The following is a 17,778-nucleotide window of genomic DNA, read 5'->3' as shown; positions in this document are numbered from 1 at the left end:
TGCGAGATCGTGATCGACCTTCCGAGCGTGTCCCGCCGTCACGCGCGCCTCTGCGGGGCGCCGCCCGGCTCGGACGACCTTGCGACGATCGAGGACATCGGCGGCATGAACGGCGTGCGCGTCCGCGGGCAGCGCATCCCCGTGGGCCAGCCCGTCCCCGTGAGGCCGGGCGACGTCATCGAGCTCGGCGGGGCGATCGTCGTCCTCCATCCACCGCGCGATCGCGGCGCGCCTTCGGCAGGGGCGATCGCGCGTGCGGCCGCGCAGCGGGCGAGCGACGAGGATCCGATGAAGGCCGTCGATCGCCTCATCGAGGTCGTCGCGCAGAGCGAGCTCAGCGTGCTTCTCCTCGGCGAGACCGGCGTGGGCAAGAGCTACGCGGCGGAGGCGATCCACGCGCGTTCGGCCCGCGCGAACGGTCCGCTCTTGCGCCTGAACTGCGCCGCGCTCCCGGAGGCGCTCCTCGAGGGCGAGCTCTTCGGCTACGAGCGCGGCGCGTTCACCGGCGCCGTGCACGACCGCGTCGGCAAGATCGAGCTGTCGTCGGGCGGCACGCTGTTCCTCGACGAGATCGAGTCCATCTCGCTCAACATGCAGCTCAAGCTGCTGCGCGTCCTCGAGGAGCGTGAGATCGAGCGCCTCGGCGGCAACCGCCGCATCAAGGTGAACATGCGCGTCATCGCGGCGACCAACGTCGACCTCGAGGCGCTGGTCGCGAACGGCTCGATGCGCGAGGACTTCTACTACCGCATCAACGTCGTGCCGATCCGCATCCCGCCGCTGCGCGACCGCATCGAGGACGTGCCGCTGCTGGTCGCGGAGTTCCTGCGCAACTCGCCGCTGGCGCAGGAGAAGGGCATCAACCGCGTCTCGAACCGCGCGCTGCAGCAGCTCATGAGCTACAGCTGGCCGGGCAACGTGCGCGAGCTCGGCAACGTGCTCGAGCGCTCGATCCTGCGCACCTCGGGGCCGATGATCCGCGAGGTCGACCTGCCGGGCAACGACGTCAAGAAGACGTCCGACAGCTCGTCGCGGCGCGGCTTCGACTACGAGGTTCCGCTCAAGGAGTTCCTGCGTCGCGCGGAGAAGGACTACCTCGGGCACGTGCTGCGCAAGTACCGCGGCGGCATCAACTCGAGCGCCAAGCACGCGCTCGTCGACGCCGCGACGCTGCACCGCAAGATGAAGTCCTACGGCCTGCGCCGCGAGGAGTTCCGCATGCGTGGCTCGAAGGCCGACACGCCGATCTTCCAGATGAGCACGCCGCCGAACTCGACGCAGCACTGAGGTCGAGCTAAACAGGCGACCCGCGAAAGGACCTCCATGGCTCAGGACGAGAACTCGGGACTGCTCGCCTTTCTGTGGCGCCACAAGATCTGGTGGCTGATGCCGGCGATCAGCGTTCTACTGATCACCGGGCTGCTCATGTACTTCGGCCGCTCGAGCGCCTCGTCGCCGTTCGTCTACACGCTGTTCTGAAGCGCGTGCGCGTGGCGACGCCTGAGCGCGCGCCCGTCGGCCCGAGCCTCGTCCGTGTCCGTGCGCCAGGGGAATCTTCCCCCTTCGGCGCGAAAAGGTCCTTCCGCGCGCCCGGCGCGCGGGCTATGCACTCCGACATAGTCCACCTACACCCGAGAACCACCACGACCAGGACACGGAGCGCATGCGGGACGACGAAGCCTTCCGGCGCGAGGCGGACGAGTTCGTTCGCCTCTATGGCGAGCTCAACAGACGACTCTCGAACCGCGGCATACGCGGGGTCGACGAGCTCGTCGTGCTGTACGAGCAGGTACGAGCGGCGGTCGACACCCTGGCCGCGCAGGAGATCGACGCCGCACTGCTGCAGATCTCGACGCTGCTCGACCGGCTACGGCTCATCTCGCGCTGGATCGCGACCCTCGGCGAGATGAAGGCGGCGCTCGGCGACGAGCGGCTCGACGCCATCGTCGAATCCCGCCTCGAGGCCCGCGCCGGGCAGCAGGACGCGGTTTGACTCCCCCCGGGGCCGTTGATAGCTCGGCACCATGACGGGACCGGATCCGAATGCGTCCGCCTGGAGCGAGTTCTTCGAGATGCTCACCCGGCCGGACAACCTCCCGATCGTCGGGATGTTCTTTCTGGTCTTCTGGTTCACGTACCTCGGCTTTCGGGAAGCACGGCGCAACGACGAGCTGATCGCGCAGGGTCGCGAAGACGAGATCCTGAGCGACATGCAAAGGTGAACGATGCCGTTCACGATCATCGCCGAGAACTGCACGGGCTGCAGCGCGTGTGAGAAGCGCTGCCCGACGCGGGCGATCAGCGGCGACCCGAAGAAGGCCTACTTCATCGAGCCGTCGATGTGCATCGACTGCGGTGCGTGCGGCGTGATCTGCCCCGACGAGGCGATTCTCGACACCTGGGGCAACATGACGAGCGTGCTCAAGCGCGCCGAGCGTCCGATCGCCGTCCCGCACCCCGACAACTGCAACGGCTGCGGGGTGTGCATCGACGTCTGCCCGTTCGACTGCATCACGCCGTCGGAGGGCAACGTCGCGACCTACCTCGGCAAGGTCGAGGTCGACGAGAAGACCTGCGTCGGCTGCAAGCTGTGCGAGGAGGTCTGCGGCTGGGACGGCATCTACATCATGCCGGGCGGCGAGAAGGAGGCCTTCCTCGCGAGCCTCGGCTACACGCTCGAGGAAGCCGACTCCGCCGCGTGACGGCGTCCGCCGCGTCGCAGCCTGCGCGCGCTCGAAGCGCGCGGCCAAGCGCCGAGCGAAGCGAGCCCCGCTAAACGATCTTGTTGAGCGGGTACTCGATGATCCCGGTCGCGCCGGCCTTGATCAGCTGCGGGATCAGGTCGCGCACCGTCGCCTCGGCGATCACGCTCTCGACCGCGAACCACTTCTCGCTGCGCAGCTGCGCGGTCTGGAAGAGGTTCGACACCGTCGGGGCGGTGAGGCTCGGCAGCAGCGCGATCACGGCGTCGAGCTTCGACTCGGGAACGTTGAGCTTGATGCCGACCTTGCCCTGCGCGGCGAGCGCGCCCTGCAGCAGCAGGGCGATCTGCTCGAGCTTCTCGCGGCGCGCCGGATCCGCCCAGGCCGCCTCGTTCGCCACGAGCTGTGGATTGGACTTCTGCAGCTCGGCGACGATGCGCAGCTTGTTCGCGCGCAGCGTGGACCCGGTCTCGGTCACGTCGACGATCGCGTCGACCAGCCCCTCGGCGACCTTGGCCTCGGTCGCGCCCCAGGAGAACTCGACGTCGACGTCGATGCCCCGTCCGGCGAAGAAGCTGCGCGTCACGTTGACGAGCTCGGTCGCGACGCGCTTGCCCTGCAGGTCCTCGGGCTTCTGCACCGGCGAGTCCTCGCGGACCACGAGCACCCAGCGCGTCCCCTGCAGGCTGACCTTCGAGTAGACGAGGTCGCAGATCGTGTGCACCCGCGAGCCGTTCTCGATGATCCAGTCCTGGCCGGTCACGCCGGCGTCGAGCGCGCCGGCCTCGATGTAAGCCGACATCTCCTGCGGCCGCATGAACGAGCAGCGGATGTCGGGATCGTCGATCGACGGGAAGTAGCTGCGGCCGCTGGTCGTGATGCGCCAGCCCGCCTTGGCGAACAGCTCGATGGTCTGGTTCTCGAGGCTGCCCTTCGGGATGCCGAGCTTCAGCGGCGTGGGGAGCTTCGCACTCATGGATGCGGCTTCTTGTACACCTTGGCCGGGTCGAACACCGGCTCGGCGATCGTTTGCCACTCGCCGTTCTCGAGGCGGCGGAAGAAGCAGCTGCGGTAGCCCTTGTGGCAGGCGGCGCCACCGTGCTGCACCACCTTGTAGATGACGGTGTCGCGATCGCAGTCGACGAGGAGCTCCTTGATCTCCTGGTAGTGGCCCGACTCCTCGCCCTTGCGCCACAGCCCGCGCGAGCGGCTCCAGAAGCAGGCGCGTCCGGTCGCGAGCGTCTCGCGCCACGCCTCCTCGTTGATGTAGGCGACCATCAGGACCTCGCCGGTCGCGTGGTCCTGCACGACGGCGGGGATCAACCCCTTGCTGAAGTCGAGCTCCACGACGTTCCCTGCCTAACTCTCAGCGCTCGCCGCGGATCACGGCTTCGAGGATCTCGACGTGCGTGCGCCACGCCTCGTCGCGCGCGCGAAGCTGCGCGACGCCGGCTTCCGTCATGCCGATCGACGCTTGCGGATCGCACGGCGGCACGAACAGCACGGCCGGCAGCTCGGGCCGCGGCGGCACCACCGGACGCTGCGCAGAGCAAGCGGCCGCGCCCGCGACGAGGGCGACCAGCAGAGCTCCGAACGCGAGCCGGCGGGCACCGGCGCCGCCACGAGGCACGCGCGTCAGCACGCCGGGCTACGTATCGACGAGCCGGCGAAAACGCAATGTCACCGTCGCGACGACCGTGAGCATGGAGAACGCGCGTGACGCTTGATAGAGGGGCGCGATGAAGCTGTCCGACCTCGCGCGAGCCCTCGACGCCACCCTCGAAGGAGACGGCGAGCTCGAGATCGAGGACCTGCAGCCGCTCGACAGCGCCGGGCCGCGCTCGCTGTCGTTCCTCTCGAACCAGCGCTACGCGTCGCAGCTCGCCACGACGCGCGCGGGAGCGCTCATCCTCGGCAAGGGCGTCGAGGGACCCGGCTGTCCGGTGCTGCGGGTCGACGACCCGTACCGCGCGTTCGCGATCGCGCTCGGGCTGTTCGCGCGTCCGGTGCTGCCGCCGCTCGGCGTGTCGCCGGCGGCGCACGTCTCGCCGAGCGCGCGGATCGGGGAGGGCGCCCGCATCTCGCCGGGCGTGGTGATCGGCGACGGCGTCGAGATCGGCGCGCGCGCCTGCCTCTACCCCGGGGTGGTCATCTATCCCGAGACCACGATCGGCGACGACTTCGTCGCGCACGCGAACGTCGTCGTGCGCGAGCGCGTCCGCATCGGCAACCGGGTGACGCTCGGACCCGGGGTGGTGATCGGCGGCGACGGCTTCGGCTTCATCCCGCTGCCGGGCGGCGGCGTGTTCAAGCTGCCGCAGATCGGCACCGTCGAGATCGGCGACGACGTCGAGATCGGGGCCAACACCACCGTCGATCGCGCGACCATCGGCGCGACGCGGCTCGAGGCAGGCGTCAAGCTCGACAACCTGGTGATGATCGCGCACGGCTGCCGGATCGGGCGCGAGTCGCTGCTCGCGGGCCAGACCGGGCTCGCCGGCAGCACGACGCTCGGCGCCCGCGTCCAGCTCGGCGGTCAGGTCGGCGCGGCGGGCCACCTCACGATCGGCGACGACGTGCGGGTCGCCGCGCAGAGCGGGATCGACAACGACGTCCCGCCGGGCTCGGTGATCGGCGGCTACCCGGCGATGGACGTGCGGCTCTGGCGGCGCGTGTCGGCCGCCGTGCAGCGGCTGCCCGATCTGCTGCGTCGGGTGCGCCGCCTCGAGCGGGCGACGGGCGTCGCGCGCACGTCGGACGCACGCGACGAGTGAGCGACGGTTCACCGACGCGAACGCGCCACACGCCCCGAACCGCGTTGATTTCCGGGTCCCGACCCCTATTATCCGGTGAATCCCCATGAAGCTTCGGGTCGATCGCATCACCGACGAGGCCACGCAGTGCGTGTTCCAAGCGTCGGTCGAGGAGCTGAACCAGCGTCTCGAGGACGCCGGTGCGCACGACTTCAGCCTCGCGAGCCCGCTCGAGGTGGACGTCACGTACTACCGCGCGGGCGACGACCTGTACTTCGAGGGACACTGCAGCACCGTCGCCGAAGGCACCTGCGCGCGCTGCCTCGAGACCTTCTCGCTCCCGCTCGCGACCCCGTTCGAGTTCGTGCTCACCAAGGCGCTGCCGCACGAGGTCAAGCAGGAGCTCAAGACCGAGGACCTCGCGCTCAGCTTCTACAGCGGCGACGAGATCGACCTGACGCCGCTCGTCGGCGAGCAGGCGATCCTCGCGCTGCCGACCCGTGCGGTGTGCCGCGAGGACTGCCGTGGACTGTGTCCCGCTTGCGGGACGAATCGCAACACCGACCCGTGCACCTGCAGCCCGGCGTCGCCCGATCCCCGCTTCGCCGTGCTTTCGCGCGTGCGGGTGCGGACGGAACCGTGAGCGCCCCGATGCGGAGGCGCCGCAGCTAGACCTGTCCGGCGCGCCGGCGAGCGCGTGGCCGAGCGAGACGACGCGGACACGCGGATCGTCGGGCCGTCGCCGACCCGAGCCGCACCGCGACGAAAGGAAACTGAGAAATGGCCGTCCCGAAGAGACGAACCTCGGTGTCGAAGCGCAACAAGCGGCGCTCGCACCACGCCCTGTCGGCGCCCGCGTTCATCGCGTGCCCTCAGTGCGGCGAGCCGCGGCTGCGGCATCGCGCCTGCCCGAGCTGCGGGGTGTACCGCGGCAGGAAAGTGATCGAAGCGCGCGGCGAATGACCGTGCCCCGCTGCGCACGGGGGCGGTGCTGAGCGATGCGGATCGCTCTCGACGCGATGGGCGGTGACCTCGCCCCGCAAGCGACGGTCGACGGCGCGGTCGCGGCCGCGCGCGAGCTCGGCGTCGCGGTGCTGCTGGTCGGCGACCGCGCCCGCATCGAGCCGGAACTGAAGCGTCATCGCACGACGAACCTCGACCTCGAGGTGCGTCACGCGAGCGAGACGATCGCGATGGACGAGGCGCCGACGTCCGCGCTGCGCAAGGCGGACTCCTCGATGTGGGTCGGCCTGACCGCGCTGCGCGACGGCGAGGCGGCGGCGTTCGTGTTCGCCGGCAACACCGGCGCCGGCATGGTGCTCGGCGCGCACCTGCTCGGACGCACGCCGGGCGTCGAGCGTCCCGCGATCGCGGTGCTGGTGCCGTCGCCGCGCGGCCACACGATCCTGCTCGACGCCGGCGCCAACGTCGACTGCCGACCGATCCACCTGACGCAGTTCGCGGTCATGGGCGACGCGTACGCGCGCGCCGTGCGCCAGATCCCGGCGCCGCGGATCGGGCTGCTCTCGAACGGCCTCGAGGACAGCAAGGGCAACAGCCTCGTGCGCGCCGCGGCGCCGATGCTGCGCCAGCTGCCGATCAACTTCGTCGGCTACGTCGAGGGTCGCGAGATCAACAGCGGCTCGACCGACGTCGTGGTCTGCGACGGCTTCGTCGGCAACCTGGTGCTGAAGAGCCTCGAGGGCTTCGGCAAGCTGATCGGCGAGCGCCTGCGCTCGACCTTCGAGCGTAGCCTGCGCGGCAAGCTCGCCTACCTGCTGCTCAAGCGCGACATCGAGGCGCTGCGCCACGACCTCGACGCCCGCGAGACCGGCGGCGCGCTGCTGCTCGGTCTGAACGGCATCGCGGTGAAGGCGCACGGCTCGTCGGATGCGCGCGCGATCCGCAACGCGGTCGCGGTCGCGGCGAGCCTCGCGCAGAGCGGTGTCACCCAGCAGGTCGCGAGCGGCATCGCGGCGACCGTCGGCCTCGACACCTCCGCGGCCGCCGAGCAGACGCCGCGCGCGCGCCGCTTCTGGCAGTCGATCCGCGAGCGCCTGCGCCGCGACGGCAAGGCGAGCGAGCGTGCCGCCGAGCCGGCCGCGCCGCCTCCTCCACCTCCGCCGGCGCCGCCCGCGACCGCCGAGCCGCTGCGCAACGAACCCGCGGCGAGCCCGGAGCCGCCGCAGCCGGCCGCCGTGGCCACGAGCGCGCCGGTCGTCTCGCCGAGCGCGGGCGACGGCGCGTCGAGTGCGTCGAGCGCAGCGAGCACGCCGAGCACGGCGAGCCGAGAGACCGCGGCGTCGTCGTCGCCGGAGCCGGAGACCACACCCGAGAGCGCGGATCCGCGCCCGTCCGAAGCGTCGGCGGACGAGCCCGCCGACGCACCGTCGAGGGACACGAGGGACAAATGAGCGCACCGGCGCTGCTCTTCCCGGGGCAAGGCTCGCAGCGCGTCGGCATGGGCGAGGACCTGTGCCGCGAGTTCGCCGTCGCGCGCGAGACGTTCGACGAGGCCGACGCGGCGCTCGGCGAGTCGCTGAGCAAGCTTTGCTTCGAGGGCCCCGAGGACGAGCTCACGCTCACCGAGAACGCGCAGCCCGCGCTGCTCGTGACCTCGATCGCGATCACGCGCGTGCTCGCGAGCGAGGGCGGCATCGTGCCCGAGGTCGCAGCCGGGCACAGCCTCGGCGAGTGGTCGGCGCTGGTCGCGATGGAGGCGATCGCGCTCGCGGACGCGGTCCGCGCGGTGCGCGCCCGCGGACGCTTCATGCAGGAGGCGGTGCCGCCGGGCGTCGGCGCGATGGCGGCGCTGCTCGGCGCGGACCTCGAGGTCGCGTCCGAGCTGTGCGCGGGCGCGAGCACGGAGGGCGAAATGGTGGTCCCGGCGAACATCAACGGCGCGGGCCAGATCGTGGTGTCCGGGCACGCGACCGCGGTCGAGCGCCTCGAGAAGGCGGCCGCGGCGCGCCGCGTACGCGCGATGCGGCTCAAGGTCAGCGCTCCCTTCCACAGCCCGCTGATGGAGCCGGCGCGCGAGCGGATGGCGGAGCTGCTGCGTGACGTCCCGGTGAAGGCGCCGCGCGGCACCGTGCTCGCCAACGTCGACGGCGAGCCCTACGCGAGCGCCGGCGACGTGCGCGCGAAGCTCTGCGCGCAGATCACCGCGGCGGTCCGCTGGGAGGACTGCGCGCGCGGCGTCGCGGCACGCACCGACACCGGCATCGAGGCCGGGCCGGGCAAGGTGCTGTGCGGGCTCCTGCGGCGGATCGCGCCGCAGTTCACCTGCGTGCCGACGGACGACGTCGCCGGCGTGCGGGCCGCGCTCGAGAGGGTGCGGGCATGAGCGACGCACGGCCCCTCGCAGGACAGGTCGCGCTCGTCACCGGCGCCTCGCGCGGCATCGGCCGAGCGATCGCCGAGGAGCTCGCCCGCCAGGGCGCGCACGTCGCCGTCAACTACAACAGCAACCAGCAAGCGGCCGACGAGTGCGTCGCGGCGATCACGGCCGCGGGCGGCAGCGCGGCGCCGCTGCGCTTCGACGTCGCCGACCCCGAGGCGAGCGCGTCCGCCATCTCCGGTCTGGTGAACGAGCGCGGCCGGCTCGACATCCTGGTGAACAACGCCGGCATCGCGCTCGACGGTCTCGTGCTGCGCTACAAGACCGAGGACTGGGAGCGCATCCTCGCCGTCAATCTCAGCGGCGTCTTCCACTGCAGCAAGGCCGCCGCGCGGTCGATGGTGCGCGCGCGCTCGGGCCGGATCATCAACGTGACCTCGGTCGTCAGCGCGATCGGCAACGCCGGGCAGGCGCCGTACGCGGCGACCAAGGCCGGCGTCGAGGGCTTCACCCGCGCGCTCGCGCGCGAGCTCGCGTCGCGCAACGTCACCGTCAACGCGGTGGCGCCGGGCTTCATCGACACCGAGATGACGGCCGCATTGCCGGAAGCGGTGCGCAGCACGTACCTGAGCACCATTCCGCTCGGCCGACTCGGCACCGCCGCGGAGGTGGCCGCCGCGGTGGCGTTCCTGGCCGGCCCGACGGCCGGCTACATCACCGGCCACGTCCTCGCCATCAACGGCGGGATGTACATGTGAGACAACGCTCGCGGCCGTACGGCGCCACGTTGTGGCGCGCACGGCCGCGACACGGTAAAGCGAGCCCAAATCACGCGCTCGGACCCGGTGGACCAGGGCAGGGGAGGAAACTCCATGGCTTCAGCAGTCGAGGCGAAGGTCAAAGAGATCGTTTGCGAGCAGCTCGGCGTCAGCGAGGACGAGGTGCAGCCGAACGCTTCGTTCATCGAGGACCTCGGAGCGGACTCGCTCGACATCGTCGAGCTCGTGATGGCGCTCGAGGAGGAGTACGACCTCGAGATCTCCGACGAGGAAGCGGAGAAGATCCGCACCGTCGGTGACGTCGTCGCCTACATCGAAAGCCACAAGTGAGCTCGATCGACGCATCTCTCGCCGACGTCGATCCGGAAATCGCGGCCGCGATCGCCCGCGAGCGCCGACGCCAGGAGGACAACCTCGAGCTGATCCCGTCGGAGAACGCGGCGAGCCGCGCGGTGCTCGAGGCTCAGGGCTCGGTTCTCACCAACAAGTACGCCGAGGGCTATCCCGGCAAGCGCTACTACGGCGGTTGCGAGCACGTCGACGTCGTCGAGCAGCTCGCGATCGACCGGGCGAAGGCCCTGTTCGGCGCCGAGTTCGTCAACGTGCAGCCGCACTCCGGCTCGCAGGCGAACATGGCGGTCTACTTCTCGCAGCTGCAGCCGGGCGACACGATCCTGGCGATGAATCTGCAGCACGGCGGGCACCTGACCCACGGCAACCCGGCGAACTTCTCCGGTAAGTGGTTCAAGGTCGTGCCGTACGGGGTGCGCGAGGAGGACGAGCGCATCGACTACGATGCGGTGCGCAAGCTCGCGCGCGAGCACCGGCCGAAGCTGATCGTCGCCGGCCACAGCGCGTACCCGCGCATCGTCGACTTCGCGCCGTTCCGCGAGGCCGCCGACGAGGTCGGCGCCAAGCTGATGGTCGACATGGCGCATTTCGCGGGGCTGGTCGCGGCCGGCGAGCATCCGTCGCCCGTGCCGTACGCGGAGTTCGTCACCACGACGACGCACAAGACGCTGCGCGGCCCGCGCGGCGGCATGATCCTCGCCCGCGCGAGCGAGGAGAAGGCGATCAACAGCACGGTCTTCCCGGGCAACCAGGGCGGACCGCTGATGCACGTCATCGCCGCGAAGGCGGTCGCCCTGCACGAGGCGGCGCAGCCCGCCTTCCGCGACTACCAGAAGCAGGTGGTGAAGAACGCGAAGGCGCTCGCCGAGGGCCTCACGCGGCGCGGCTTCCGCCTGGTCTCGGGCGGCACCGACAACCACCTCCTGCTGATCGACCTGCGCAAGAGCGACATCACCGGCAAGGTCGCGCAGGAGACGCTCGATCAGGCGCGCATCACCGCGAACCGCAACACGGTGCCGTTCGACCCGCGCTCGCCGTTCGTCACCAGCGGCCTGCGCATGGGCACGCCGACGGTCACCACCCGCGGCATGCGCGAGCCCGAGATGGATCAGATCGCCGACCTGATCGCGCGGGCGCTGTCGCACGTCGGCGACCAGACGGCGCTCGCCAAGATCGCGGAGGAGACCACCGCGCTCTGCCGCCGCTTCCCGCTCTACCGGCACTGACGGCCGAGACGCCATGAAGTGCCCCGCCTGCCGGGACCTCAACAACCGCGTCATCGACTCGCGGCTGGGCAAGGACGGCGACGTCATCCGCCGGCGGCGCGAGTGCGAGAAGTGCGGGCGGCGCTTCACGACCTACGAGCGGGTCGAGGAGTACCTGCCGGCGGTCATCAAGAAGGACGGCCGGCGTGAGCCGTTCGACCGGCTGAAGATCGTCGCGGGCCTCAAGAAGGCCTGCGAGAAGCTGCCGGTCAGCCTCGAAGCGATCGAGCAGGTGGTCGACGGCATCGAGCGCAAGATGCTCGACCGCGGCGAGCGCGAGGTGCCGAGCTCGATGATCGGCGAGGCGGTGATGCAGGCGCTCTACGAGCTCGACACCGTGGCCTACGTCCGCTTCGCGTCGGTCTACCGCTCGTTCCAGGACGTCAACGAGTTCATGGACGAGCTCGAGGAGATCATCCGCGAGCGTCGCAGCCAGCGCGCGCAGCGCGAGCAGGCGCCGCCGCCCCGGAAGCGCGCCACGGGCGCCGCCGCCAAGGCCAAGCCTGCGGCGCGGCCGAACTCGCGACGGGCCCAGCGCGGCTGATGCGCCGGGAGACGGGACCGCACTGGTCCGCGCAGGACGTCGAGCACATGCGGCACGCGCTCGCGCTCGCGCGGCGCGGCCTGGGTCGCACGCGGCCGAACCCGCCGGTCGGCGCCGTCGTGGTGCGCGGCGGACGCGTCGTCGGGACGGGGTGGCACAAGCGCGCCGGAACCGCGCACGCCGAGGTGATCGCGCTCGCCGCGGCCGGCAAGGAGGCGCGCGACGCGACGCTCTACTTGACGCTCGAGCCGTGCACGCACACCGGACGCACGCCGCCGTGCGCCCCGCAGGTGATCGCGTCGGGCGTCAAGCGGGTGGTGATCGCGGTGCCCGACCCGAACCCCGTCGTGCGTCGGCGCGGCATCGCGATGCTCCGCCGCGCCGGCATCCAGGTCGAGACCGGCCTCGAGGCGGAAGCGGGCGAGGAGCTGATCCGCGGCTTCGCGTGCCACGTCACGACCGGTCGTCCGTTCGTGCGCCTCAAGCTCGCGGCCTCGGCCGACGGGCGCATCGCGACGCGGACCGGCGCCTCGCGCTGGATCACCGGCCCCGACGCGCGCCGTCTCGTGCACCGCTGGCGCGACGAGATGGACGCCGTGATGGTCGGCTCGGGAACCCTGCTCGCGGACGACCCCGAGCTCACGTGTCGCCGCGCGGGTGGGCGCGATCCCGTGCGCGTGGTGGTCGACGGCGGCTTGCGCACCCCGCCGACGGCGCGCCTGCTGCGCGCGGGCTCGGGTCCCGTGTGGATCGCGACCCGCACGCGCCACGACGCCGCGCGCGCACGTCGCCTCGTGCGGCGCGGCGCCGAGCTGATCCCGGTGCCGGCGCGCGGCGCTCACCTGGACCTCGCCAAGCTGCTCCGGAAGCTCGGCGAGCGCGACGTGACGTCGGTCCTCGTCGAGGGCGGCTCCGGGCTCGCCGCGGCGCTGCTCGCGAACGGTCTGGTCGACGAGCTCTGCTGGTTCTCGGCGCCGCTCTTGATCGGGGGCGACGGCTTGCCGATGATCGGTCCGTTGGGCGTGCGCTCGCTGCAGGGCGCCTATCCCCTCGCCGATCTGCGGGTCGAGCGCGTAGGCGACGATCTCCTGCACACGGCGCGCGTCGAGGCCCGCTGAGAACACCATGAAGCCGACGGGAGAAGTGAAGAGCCGCATCGCGCGCGGCGAGCACACGCTGCAGGCCGCGATCGCGGATCTCGCGGCGGGCCGCATGATTCTCGTCGTCGACGACCTCGACGACCCGCGGCAGGGCGAGCTCTGCGTCGCCGCCCAGCTCACGACCCCCGAGCACATCAGCTTCATGGCGGTGCACGCGCGGGCGCTCGTCTGCCTCGCGATGCTGCCGACGGCGATGCAGCGCCTCGGCATCCCGCTCATGCCGGCCGACCGCACGGCGGGCGAGTGCGTGCCCTACGGGACGTCGTTCGAGGCGCGGCGCGGGGTGTCGACCGGCATCTCGGCCGCGGACCGCGCGGCGACGATCCGGGTCGCGATCGACGAGCGCAGCGGGCCGAACGACATCGTCATGCCGGGCCACGTGCCGCCGATCCAGGTCGCGCCGGGCGGCGTGCTCGAGCGTCCGGGACGCATCGAGGCCGCGCTCGACGTCGTGCGCCTCGCGGCGCTGCGTCCCGCGGCGACGGTGTGCACGGTGCTCGATCCCGAGGGCGAGATCGCGCGCGGCGCGATGCTGCTCGCGTTCGCGCGCAAGCACAAGCTCAAGATGGTGTCGGTCGAGGCGGTGGTGCAGCACCGCCTGCGCACCGAGCTGCTGGTCGAGCGCCTCGACGAGAAGGAGCTCGAGAGCGCCTACGGCGGACGCTTCCGCGCGATCGCGTACCGCAACAAGGTCGACGACAGCGAGCACATGGCGCTCGTGCGCGGACGACCGAAGCCGGGCGAGCCGGTGCTGGTCCGCGTGCACTCGCAGTGCTTGACGGGTGACGTCCTCGGCTCGCGCCGCTGCGACTGCGGCGAGCAGCTCGAGGCGGCGATGCGGATGATCAACGCGGCCGGCCGCGGCGTGCTGGTCTACCTCCACCAGGAGGGACGCGGCATCGGGCTCGCGAACAAGATCCGCGCCTACGCGCTGCAGGACCAGGGGCTCGACACCGTCGAGGCGAACCTCAAGCTCGGCTTCACCGACGACCCGCGCGACTACGGCATCAGCGCGCAGATCCTGCGCGACCTCGGCATCTCGAGCGTCAAGCTGCTGACCAACAACACGCGCAAGATCAGCGGCCTCACGAACTACGGCATCGAGGTCGTCGAGCGCGTCCCGCTCGAGGTCCGGCCGCACGATCTCAACATCGGCTACCTGCGCACCAAGCGGGCGAAGCTCGGCCACATGCTGACGTCGCTCGACGTCGCGGCGGAGTCGGGAGAGGGCGCCTGAGATGCGCGAGATCGTCGGCAAGCCGGACGGCGCCGGGCTGCGCGTCGCGGTCGTGGTGTCGCGCTTCAACCGCGCGGTAACCGAGGCGCTGCTCGACGGCGCGCTCGAGGGGCTGCGCGCGCACGGTGTCGCGGACGACGCGATCGACGTGCTGCGCGTGCCGGGCGCCTTCGAGATCACGGTCGCTGCGGAGGCCTGCGCGGCGAGCGGACGCTACGCGGCGCTGGTCTGCCTCGGCGCGGTGGTGCGCGGCGAGACGCCGCACTTCGAGTTCATCGCCCGCGAGGTGAGCCGCGGCGTCAACGAGGTCGCCTGCCGGCATCGCATCCCGGTCGCCTTCGGCGTGCTCACCACCGACACCATGGAGCAGGCGCTCGCGCGCGCCGGCGAGGGGCACGGCAACAAGGGGTTCGAGGCTGCCGTCACGGCGCTCGAGATGGCGGCCCTGCTACGAGCGCACGCGCAGTCGAGCTGAGCGAGGCGGGGCGGTGAAGGCGAGCTTCAACGCGCGCCGCCGCGCTCGGGTGCTGGCGGTGCAGGCGCTTTATCAGGTCGACGTCGCCGGGGCGGCGCCCGACCAGGCGCTCGCGACCGCGCTGCGCCTGAGCGGCGAGCTCGAGGGCGAGTCCGGCAAGGGCGCGGCGGACGCTGCTGCGCAAGAGGTCGACGTTCGCTACGCCGAGGACCTCGTGCGCTACGTCACCGAGGAGAAGGCACGGCTCGACGCGCTGATCGCCGCCGCGTCGGCCAACTGGCGTCTCGACCGCATGGCGCGGCTCGACGCGCAGATCCTGCGGGTCGGGACGGCGGAGCTCGTGCGCGGCGAGACGCCGACGCCGGTCGTGATCGACGAGGCGATCGAGATCGCGCGCGAGTACAGCGGCGACGAGTCACGCGCGTTCGTCAACGGCGTGCTCGACGGTGTGGCGCGCGCGCTCGCCGCGGAGCGCGCGGGGAGGGCGGAATGAGCACGCTGCGCTTCGATCCCGCGATCGAGCCGCGCTGGCGCGAGTTCTGGAAGCGCGAGGGGATCTTCCGCGCCGGTCGGCGTCCGAACGCGCCGCGGCGCTACATCCTCGAGATGTTCCCGTACCCCAGCGGCGACCTGCACATGGGGCACGGCAAGAACTACTTCATCGGCGACGCGCTCACCCGCTACTGGGTGATGCGCGGCTACGACGTGCTCCATCCGTTCGGCTGGGACGCGTTCGGCCTGCCCGCCGAGAACGCCGCCATCAAGTACAAAACCCATCCCCGCGACTGGACGCTGCGCAACATCGAGGAGTCGAAGCAGTCGCTCGAGATCGCGGGCGTGATGTACGACTGGTCGCGCGAGGTCACGACCTGCGAGCCGGACTACTACCGCTGGACGCAGTGGCTCTTCCTGCTGCTCTACAAGCGCGGGCTCGCGTACCGGGCGAAGGCGACGGTGAACTGGGACCCCGTCGACCAGACGGTGCTCGCGAACGAGCAGGTCGACGCCAACGGCCGGAGCTGGCGCAGCGGCGCGCTGGTCGAGAAGCGCGAGCTCGAGCAGTGGTTCTTCAAGATCACCGCCTACGCGGAGCGCCTGCTCAACGACCTCGACAAGCTCGAGGGCTGGCCCGAGAAGGTCAAGGCGATGCAGCGGAACTGGATCGGGCGCAGCGAGGGCGCCGAGGTCGAGTTCGGCATCGCCGGACGTGACGACCGCATCACGGTCTTCACGACGCGTCCCGACACGCTGTTCGGCGCGACCTTCCTGGTGCTCGCGCCCGAGCACCCGCTGGTCCCCGAGCTGACGACCCCCGAGAACCGCGCGCGGGTCGAGGAGTACGTCGCGCAGGCGCGCCGTCGCAGCGAGATCGACCGCCAGAGCACCGAGCGCGAGAAGACCGGCGTCGCGCTCGGCACCAACGCGATCAATCCGGTGAACGGGCGCGAGATCCCGATCTGGATCGCGGACTACGTGCTCATGGGCTACGGCACCGGCGCGATCATGGCCGTGCCGGCGCACGACCAGCGCGACTTCGAGTTCGCCCGCACGTTCGGCCTGCCGATCGAGGTCGTGATCTCGCCGCCCGGGCAGAAGCTCGATGGCGCGACGCTCGAGGCCGCCTTCGCCGAGGACGGCGTGATGGTGAACTCCGGGCAGTTCGACGGCCAGGAGAACCGCGCCGCCGGACGCGCGATCGTCGAGTGGCTCGGCGAGAGCGGACGCGCGCGTCCGAAGGTGACCTACCGCCTGCGCGACTGGCTGGTGAGCCGTCAGCGCTACTGGGGCGCGCCGATCCCGATGCTGCACCGCGCGGACGGCACCATCGTCCCGGTGCCGGAGAAGGATCTCCCGGTGCTGCTGCCGGCGATCGACGACTTCCTGCCGCGCGGCAAATCGCCCCTCGCGTCGAGCGAAGAGTTCGTCCACGCAAAGGATCCGGAGACCGGCGAGCCGGTGCTGCGCGACACGGACACGATGGACACCTTCGTCGACTCGTCCTGGTACTTCCTGCGCTACGCCGACGCGCAGAACCAGGACCAGATCTGGTCGAAGGAAGCGATCGACCGCTGGATGCCGGTCGACCAGTACATCGGCGGCATCGAGCACGCGATCCTGCACCTGCTGTACTCGCGCTTCATCACCAAGGTGCTCTACGACGAGGGCCTCGTCCCCGAGGACGAGCCGTTCCGCGCGCTGTTCACGCAGGGCATGGTGCAGCGCCGGGTGACGACGCCGCTCGAGCGCACCGCGGACGGCAAGCTCGTCGCGCCCGAGGAGCTGGTCAAGTCGATCGGTCTGCCGTCGGGACCGCTCACGCGCGAGGAGATGGAGCGCGAGCTGCGCGAGCGCAGCCACGCGCTGATCGAGAAGGACGGCACGCTCTGCGCGCAGAGCGGACCCGTCACGATGAGCAAGAGCGCCGGCAACGGCGTGCCGATGGGGCCGTTCGTGCGCGAGCACGGCTCGGACGTCGCGCGCATCACGATCCTGTTCGCGGCTCCGCCCGAGAACAACATGGAGTGGAGCGACGAAGGTGTGGGCGGCGCGACGCGCTTCCTGAACCGCATCGTCGCGCTGTTCGGCGCCGACCGCGAGGCGATCGCGAGGCTCCGCGCCGAGCTGGGTCCCGAGCGCTTCGAGGCGATCGCCAACCAGGGCGACGGCCTCGACGAGGCGGGCGCGGCGCTGCGCCGGCGGCTGCACGCGACGATCAAGAAGGTCACCGTCGACACCGAGCAGTTCGCGTTCAACACGGCGCTCGCGGCCCTGATGGAGCTGCTGAACGAGGCGTCGCGCCAGCGCGCGGCGGCAGGATCGCCGACGCCGCTCTTCTGCGTGACCGCGTGGAACTTCGCGCGGCTGCTGGCGCCGTTCGCACCGCACCTCGCGGAGGAGCTGCACTGCTGGTTCGGAGGCACCGGCAGCGTCTACGACGCCGGCTGGCCGACCTGGGACGAGGCCGCGCTCACGGCCGACACGATCGAGATCGTGCTGCAGGTGAACGGCAAGGTGCGCGACCGCGCCATGGTGCCGCGCGACGCCGACGAGGCGGCGCTGCGCGAGATCGCGCTCGCGAGCGCCCGGGTGCGCGAGATCGTCGGCGACAAGCCGGTGCGCAAGGTGATCGTCGTGCCGGGACGGATCGTCAACGTCGTGATATGAAGCGACG

General features: G+C 71.2%; 22 protein-coding genes. 19 read left to right on the top strand and 3 right to left on the bottom strand.

All coding sequences use genetic code 11. The annotated features are described in order from the left end of the window. The 5 genes from VIS07_09330 to VIS07_09310 all read left to right on the top strand — a co-directional run. Nucleotides 1-1,287: sigma 54-interacting transcriptional regulator (locus VIS07_09330; protein ID HEY8515702.1), on the top strand; the 1,287-nt coding region annotated here is incomplete at its 5' end. Between the two features lie 36 nt (nucleotides 1,288-1,323). After that, on the top strand, nucleotides 1,324-1,479 hold the full coding sequence (locus tag VIS07_09325; GenBank protein HEY8515701.1) for a DUF5989 family protein: 156 nt from the start codon (nucleotides 1,324-1,326) through the stop codon (nucleotides 1,477-1,479). A gap of 184 nt (nucleotides 1,480-1,663) precedes the next feature. Further along, nucleotides 1,664-1,993, top strand: a complete 330-nt coding sequence (locus VIS07_09320; protein ID HEY8515700.1) for a hypothetical protein — start codon at nucleotides 1,664-1,666, stop codon at nucleotides 1,991-1,993. A gap of 31 nt (nucleotides 1,994-2,024) precedes the next feature. Next, nucleotides 2,025-2,222, top strand: coding sequence for a hypothetical protein (locus VIS07_09315; protein ID HEY8515699.1), 198 nt, complete (start codon nucleotides 2,025-2,027; stop codon nucleotides 2,220-2,222). A 3-nt stretch (nucleotides 2,223-2,225) separates the two neighbouring features. After that, nucleotides 2,226-2,702, top strand: coding sequence for a 4Fe-4S binding protein (locus VIS07_09310; protein HEY8515698.1), 477 nt, complete (start codon nucleotides 2,226-2,228; stop codon nucleotides 2,700-2,702). A gap of 70 nt (nucleotides 2,703-2,772) precedes the next feature. Here VIS07_09310 and hisG read toward each other — a convergent pair whose 3' ends face one another. The 3 genes from hisG to VIS07_09295 are packed head-to-tail and all read right to left on the bottom strand — an operon-like array spanning nucleotide 2,773 to nucleotide 4,344. Continuing rightward, nucleotides 2,773-3,678, bottom strand: a complete 906-nt coding sequence (hisG, locus tag VIS07_09305; GenBank protein HEY8515697.1) for an ATP phosphoribosyltransferase — start codon at nucleotides 3,676-3,678, stop codon at nucleotides 2,773-2,775. Beyond that, nucleotides 3,675-4,049, bottom strand: a complete 375-nt coding sequence (gene hisI, locus VIS07_09300; GenBank protein HEY8515696.1) for a phosphoribosyl-AMP cyclohydrolase — start codon at nucleotides 4,047-4,049, stop codon at nucleotides 3,675-3,677. The genes hisG and hisI overlap by 4 nt, the downstream gene beginning before the upstream one ends. A 19-nt stretch (nucleotides 4,050-4,068) precedes the next feature. Beyond that, entirely contained in the window at nucleotides 4,069-4,344 is a 276-nt protein-coding gene (locus VIS07_09295; GenBank protein ID HEY8515695.1) for a hypothetical protein, read from the bottom strand. Nucleotides 4,345-4,441: 97 nt separating this feature from the next. Between VIS07_09295 and lpxD the strand changes: the two genes are divergently transcribed. The 14 genes from lpxD to leuS all read left to right on the top strand — a co-directional run bounded on the left by lpxD (nucleotide 4,442) and on the right by leuS (nucleotide 17,771). Continuing rightward, on the top strand, nucleotides 4,442-5,476 hold the full coding sequence (gene lpxD, locus VIS07_09290) for a UDP-3-O-(3-hydroxymyristoyl)glucosamine N-acyltransferase (protein ID HEY8515694.1): 1,035 nt from the start codon (nucleotides 4,442-4,444) through the stop codon (nucleotides 5,474-5,476). Between the two features lie 85 nt (nucleotides 5,477-5,561). After that, a complete protein-coding gene (locus VIS07_09285) occupies nucleotides 5,562-6,098 on the top strand; it encodes a DUF177 domain-containing protein (protein HEY8515693.1) in 537 nt (178 codons plus the stop codon). A 137-nt stretch (nucleotides 6,099-6,235) separates the two neighbouring features. Continuing rightward, entirely contained in the window at nucleotides 6,236-6,418 is a 183-nt protein-coding gene (rpmF, locus tag VIS07_09280; protein ID HEY8515692.1) for a 50S ribosomal protein L32, read from the top strand. Between the two features lie 35 nt (nucleotides 6,419-6,453). Continuing rightward, nucleotides 6,454-7,869, top strand: coding sequence for a phosphate acyltransferase PlsX (gene plsX / locus VIS07_09275; GenBank protein ID HEY8515691.1), 1,416 nt, complete (start codon nucleotides 6,454-6,456; stop codon nucleotides 7,867-7,869). Continuing rightward, nucleotides 7,866-8,801 carry an ACP S-malonyltransferase gene (gene fabD, locus VIS07_09270; protein ID HEY8515690.1) on the top strand — a complete coding sequence of 312 codons (936 nt, stop codon included), beginning with the start codon at nucleotides 7,866-7,868 and terminating at the stop codon, nucleotides 8,799-8,801. Before plsX ends, fabD begins: the two co-directional genes overlap by 4 nt. Then, entirely contained in the window at nucleotides 8,798-9,553 is a 756-nt protein-coding gene (gene fabG / locus VIS07_09265; protein ID HEY8515689.1) for a 3-oxoacyl-[acyl-carrier-protein] reductase, read from the top strand. The genes fabD and fabG overlap by 4 nt, the downstream gene beginning before the upstream one ends. Nucleotides 9,554-9,667: 114 nt before the next feature. Further along, nucleotides 9,668-9,904, top strand: coding sequence for an acyl carrier protein (gene acpP / locus VIS07_09260; protein HEY8515688.1), 237 nt, complete (start codon nucleotides 9,668-9,670; stop codon nucleotides 9,902-9,904). A gap of 5 nt (nucleotides 9,905-9,909) precedes the next feature. After that, the gene (glyA, locus tag VIS07_09255; GenBank protein ID HEY8515687.1) at nucleotides 9,910-11,151 is read left to right on the top strand and encodes a serine hydroxymethyltransferase; all 1,242 of its coding nucleotides are present in this window, start codon (nucleotides 9,910-9,912) and stop codon (nucleotides 11,149-11,151) included. A gap of 13 nt (nucleotides 11,152-11,164) precedes the next feature. Beyond that, entirely contained in the window at nucleotides 11,165-11,734 is a 570-nt protein-coding gene (gene nrdR / locus VIS07_09250) for a transcriptional regulator NrdR (GenBank protein ID HEY8515686.1), read from the top strand. Next, on the top strand, nucleotides 11,734-12,852 hold the full coding sequence (gene ribD, locus VIS07_09245; protein ID HEY8515685.1) for a bifunctional diaminohydroxyphosphoribosylaminopyrimidine deaminase/5-amino-6-(5-phosphoribosylamino)uracil reductase RibD: 1,119 nt from the start codon (nucleotides 11,734-11,736) through the stop codon (nucleotides 12,850-12,852). The genes nrdR and ribD overlap by 1 nt, the downstream gene beginning before the upstream one ends. A gap of 7 nt (nucleotides 12,853-12,859) precedes the next feature. Then, nucleotides 12,860-14,131, top strand: coding sequence for a GTP cyclohydrolase II (gene ribA / locus VIS07_09240; protein ID HEY8515684.1), 1,272 nt, complete (start codon nucleotides 12,860-12,862; stop codon nucleotides 14,129-14,131). 1 nt (nucleotide 14,132) lies between these two features. Beyond that, nucleotides 14,133-14,606, top strand: coding sequence for a 6,7-dimethyl-8-ribityllumazine synthase (gene ribH, locus VIS07_09235; GenBank protein ID HEY8515683.1), 474 nt, complete (start codon nucleotides 14,133-14,135; stop codon nucleotides 14,604-14,606). A 13-nt stretch (nucleotides 14,607-14,619) separates the two neighbouring features. Further along, the gene (gene nusB / locus VIS07_09230) at nucleotides 14,620-15,099 is read left to right on the top strand and encodes a transcription antitermination factor NusB (GenBank protein ID HEY8515682.1); all 480 of its coding nucleotides are present in this window, start codon (nucleotides 14,620-14,622) and stop codon (nucleotides 15,097-15,099) included. Further along, nucleotides 15,096-17,771, top strand: a complete 2,676-nt coding sequence (leuS, locus tag VIS07_09225; protein ID HEY8515681.1) for a leucine--tRNA ligase — start codon at nucleotides 15,096-15,098, stop codon at nucleotides 17,769-17,771. Before nusB ends, leuS begins: the two co-directional genes overlap by 4 nt. Nucleotides 17,772-17,778: the final 7 nt, after the last annotated feature.

The sequence above is a fragment of the Candidatus Binatia bacterium genome, assembly GCA_036563615.1.
Lineage (GTDB): Bacteria > Desulfobacterota > Binatia > UBA12015 > UBA12015 > DATCMB01.
This window is presented reverse-complemented; position numbering and strand designations above follow the sequence as displayed.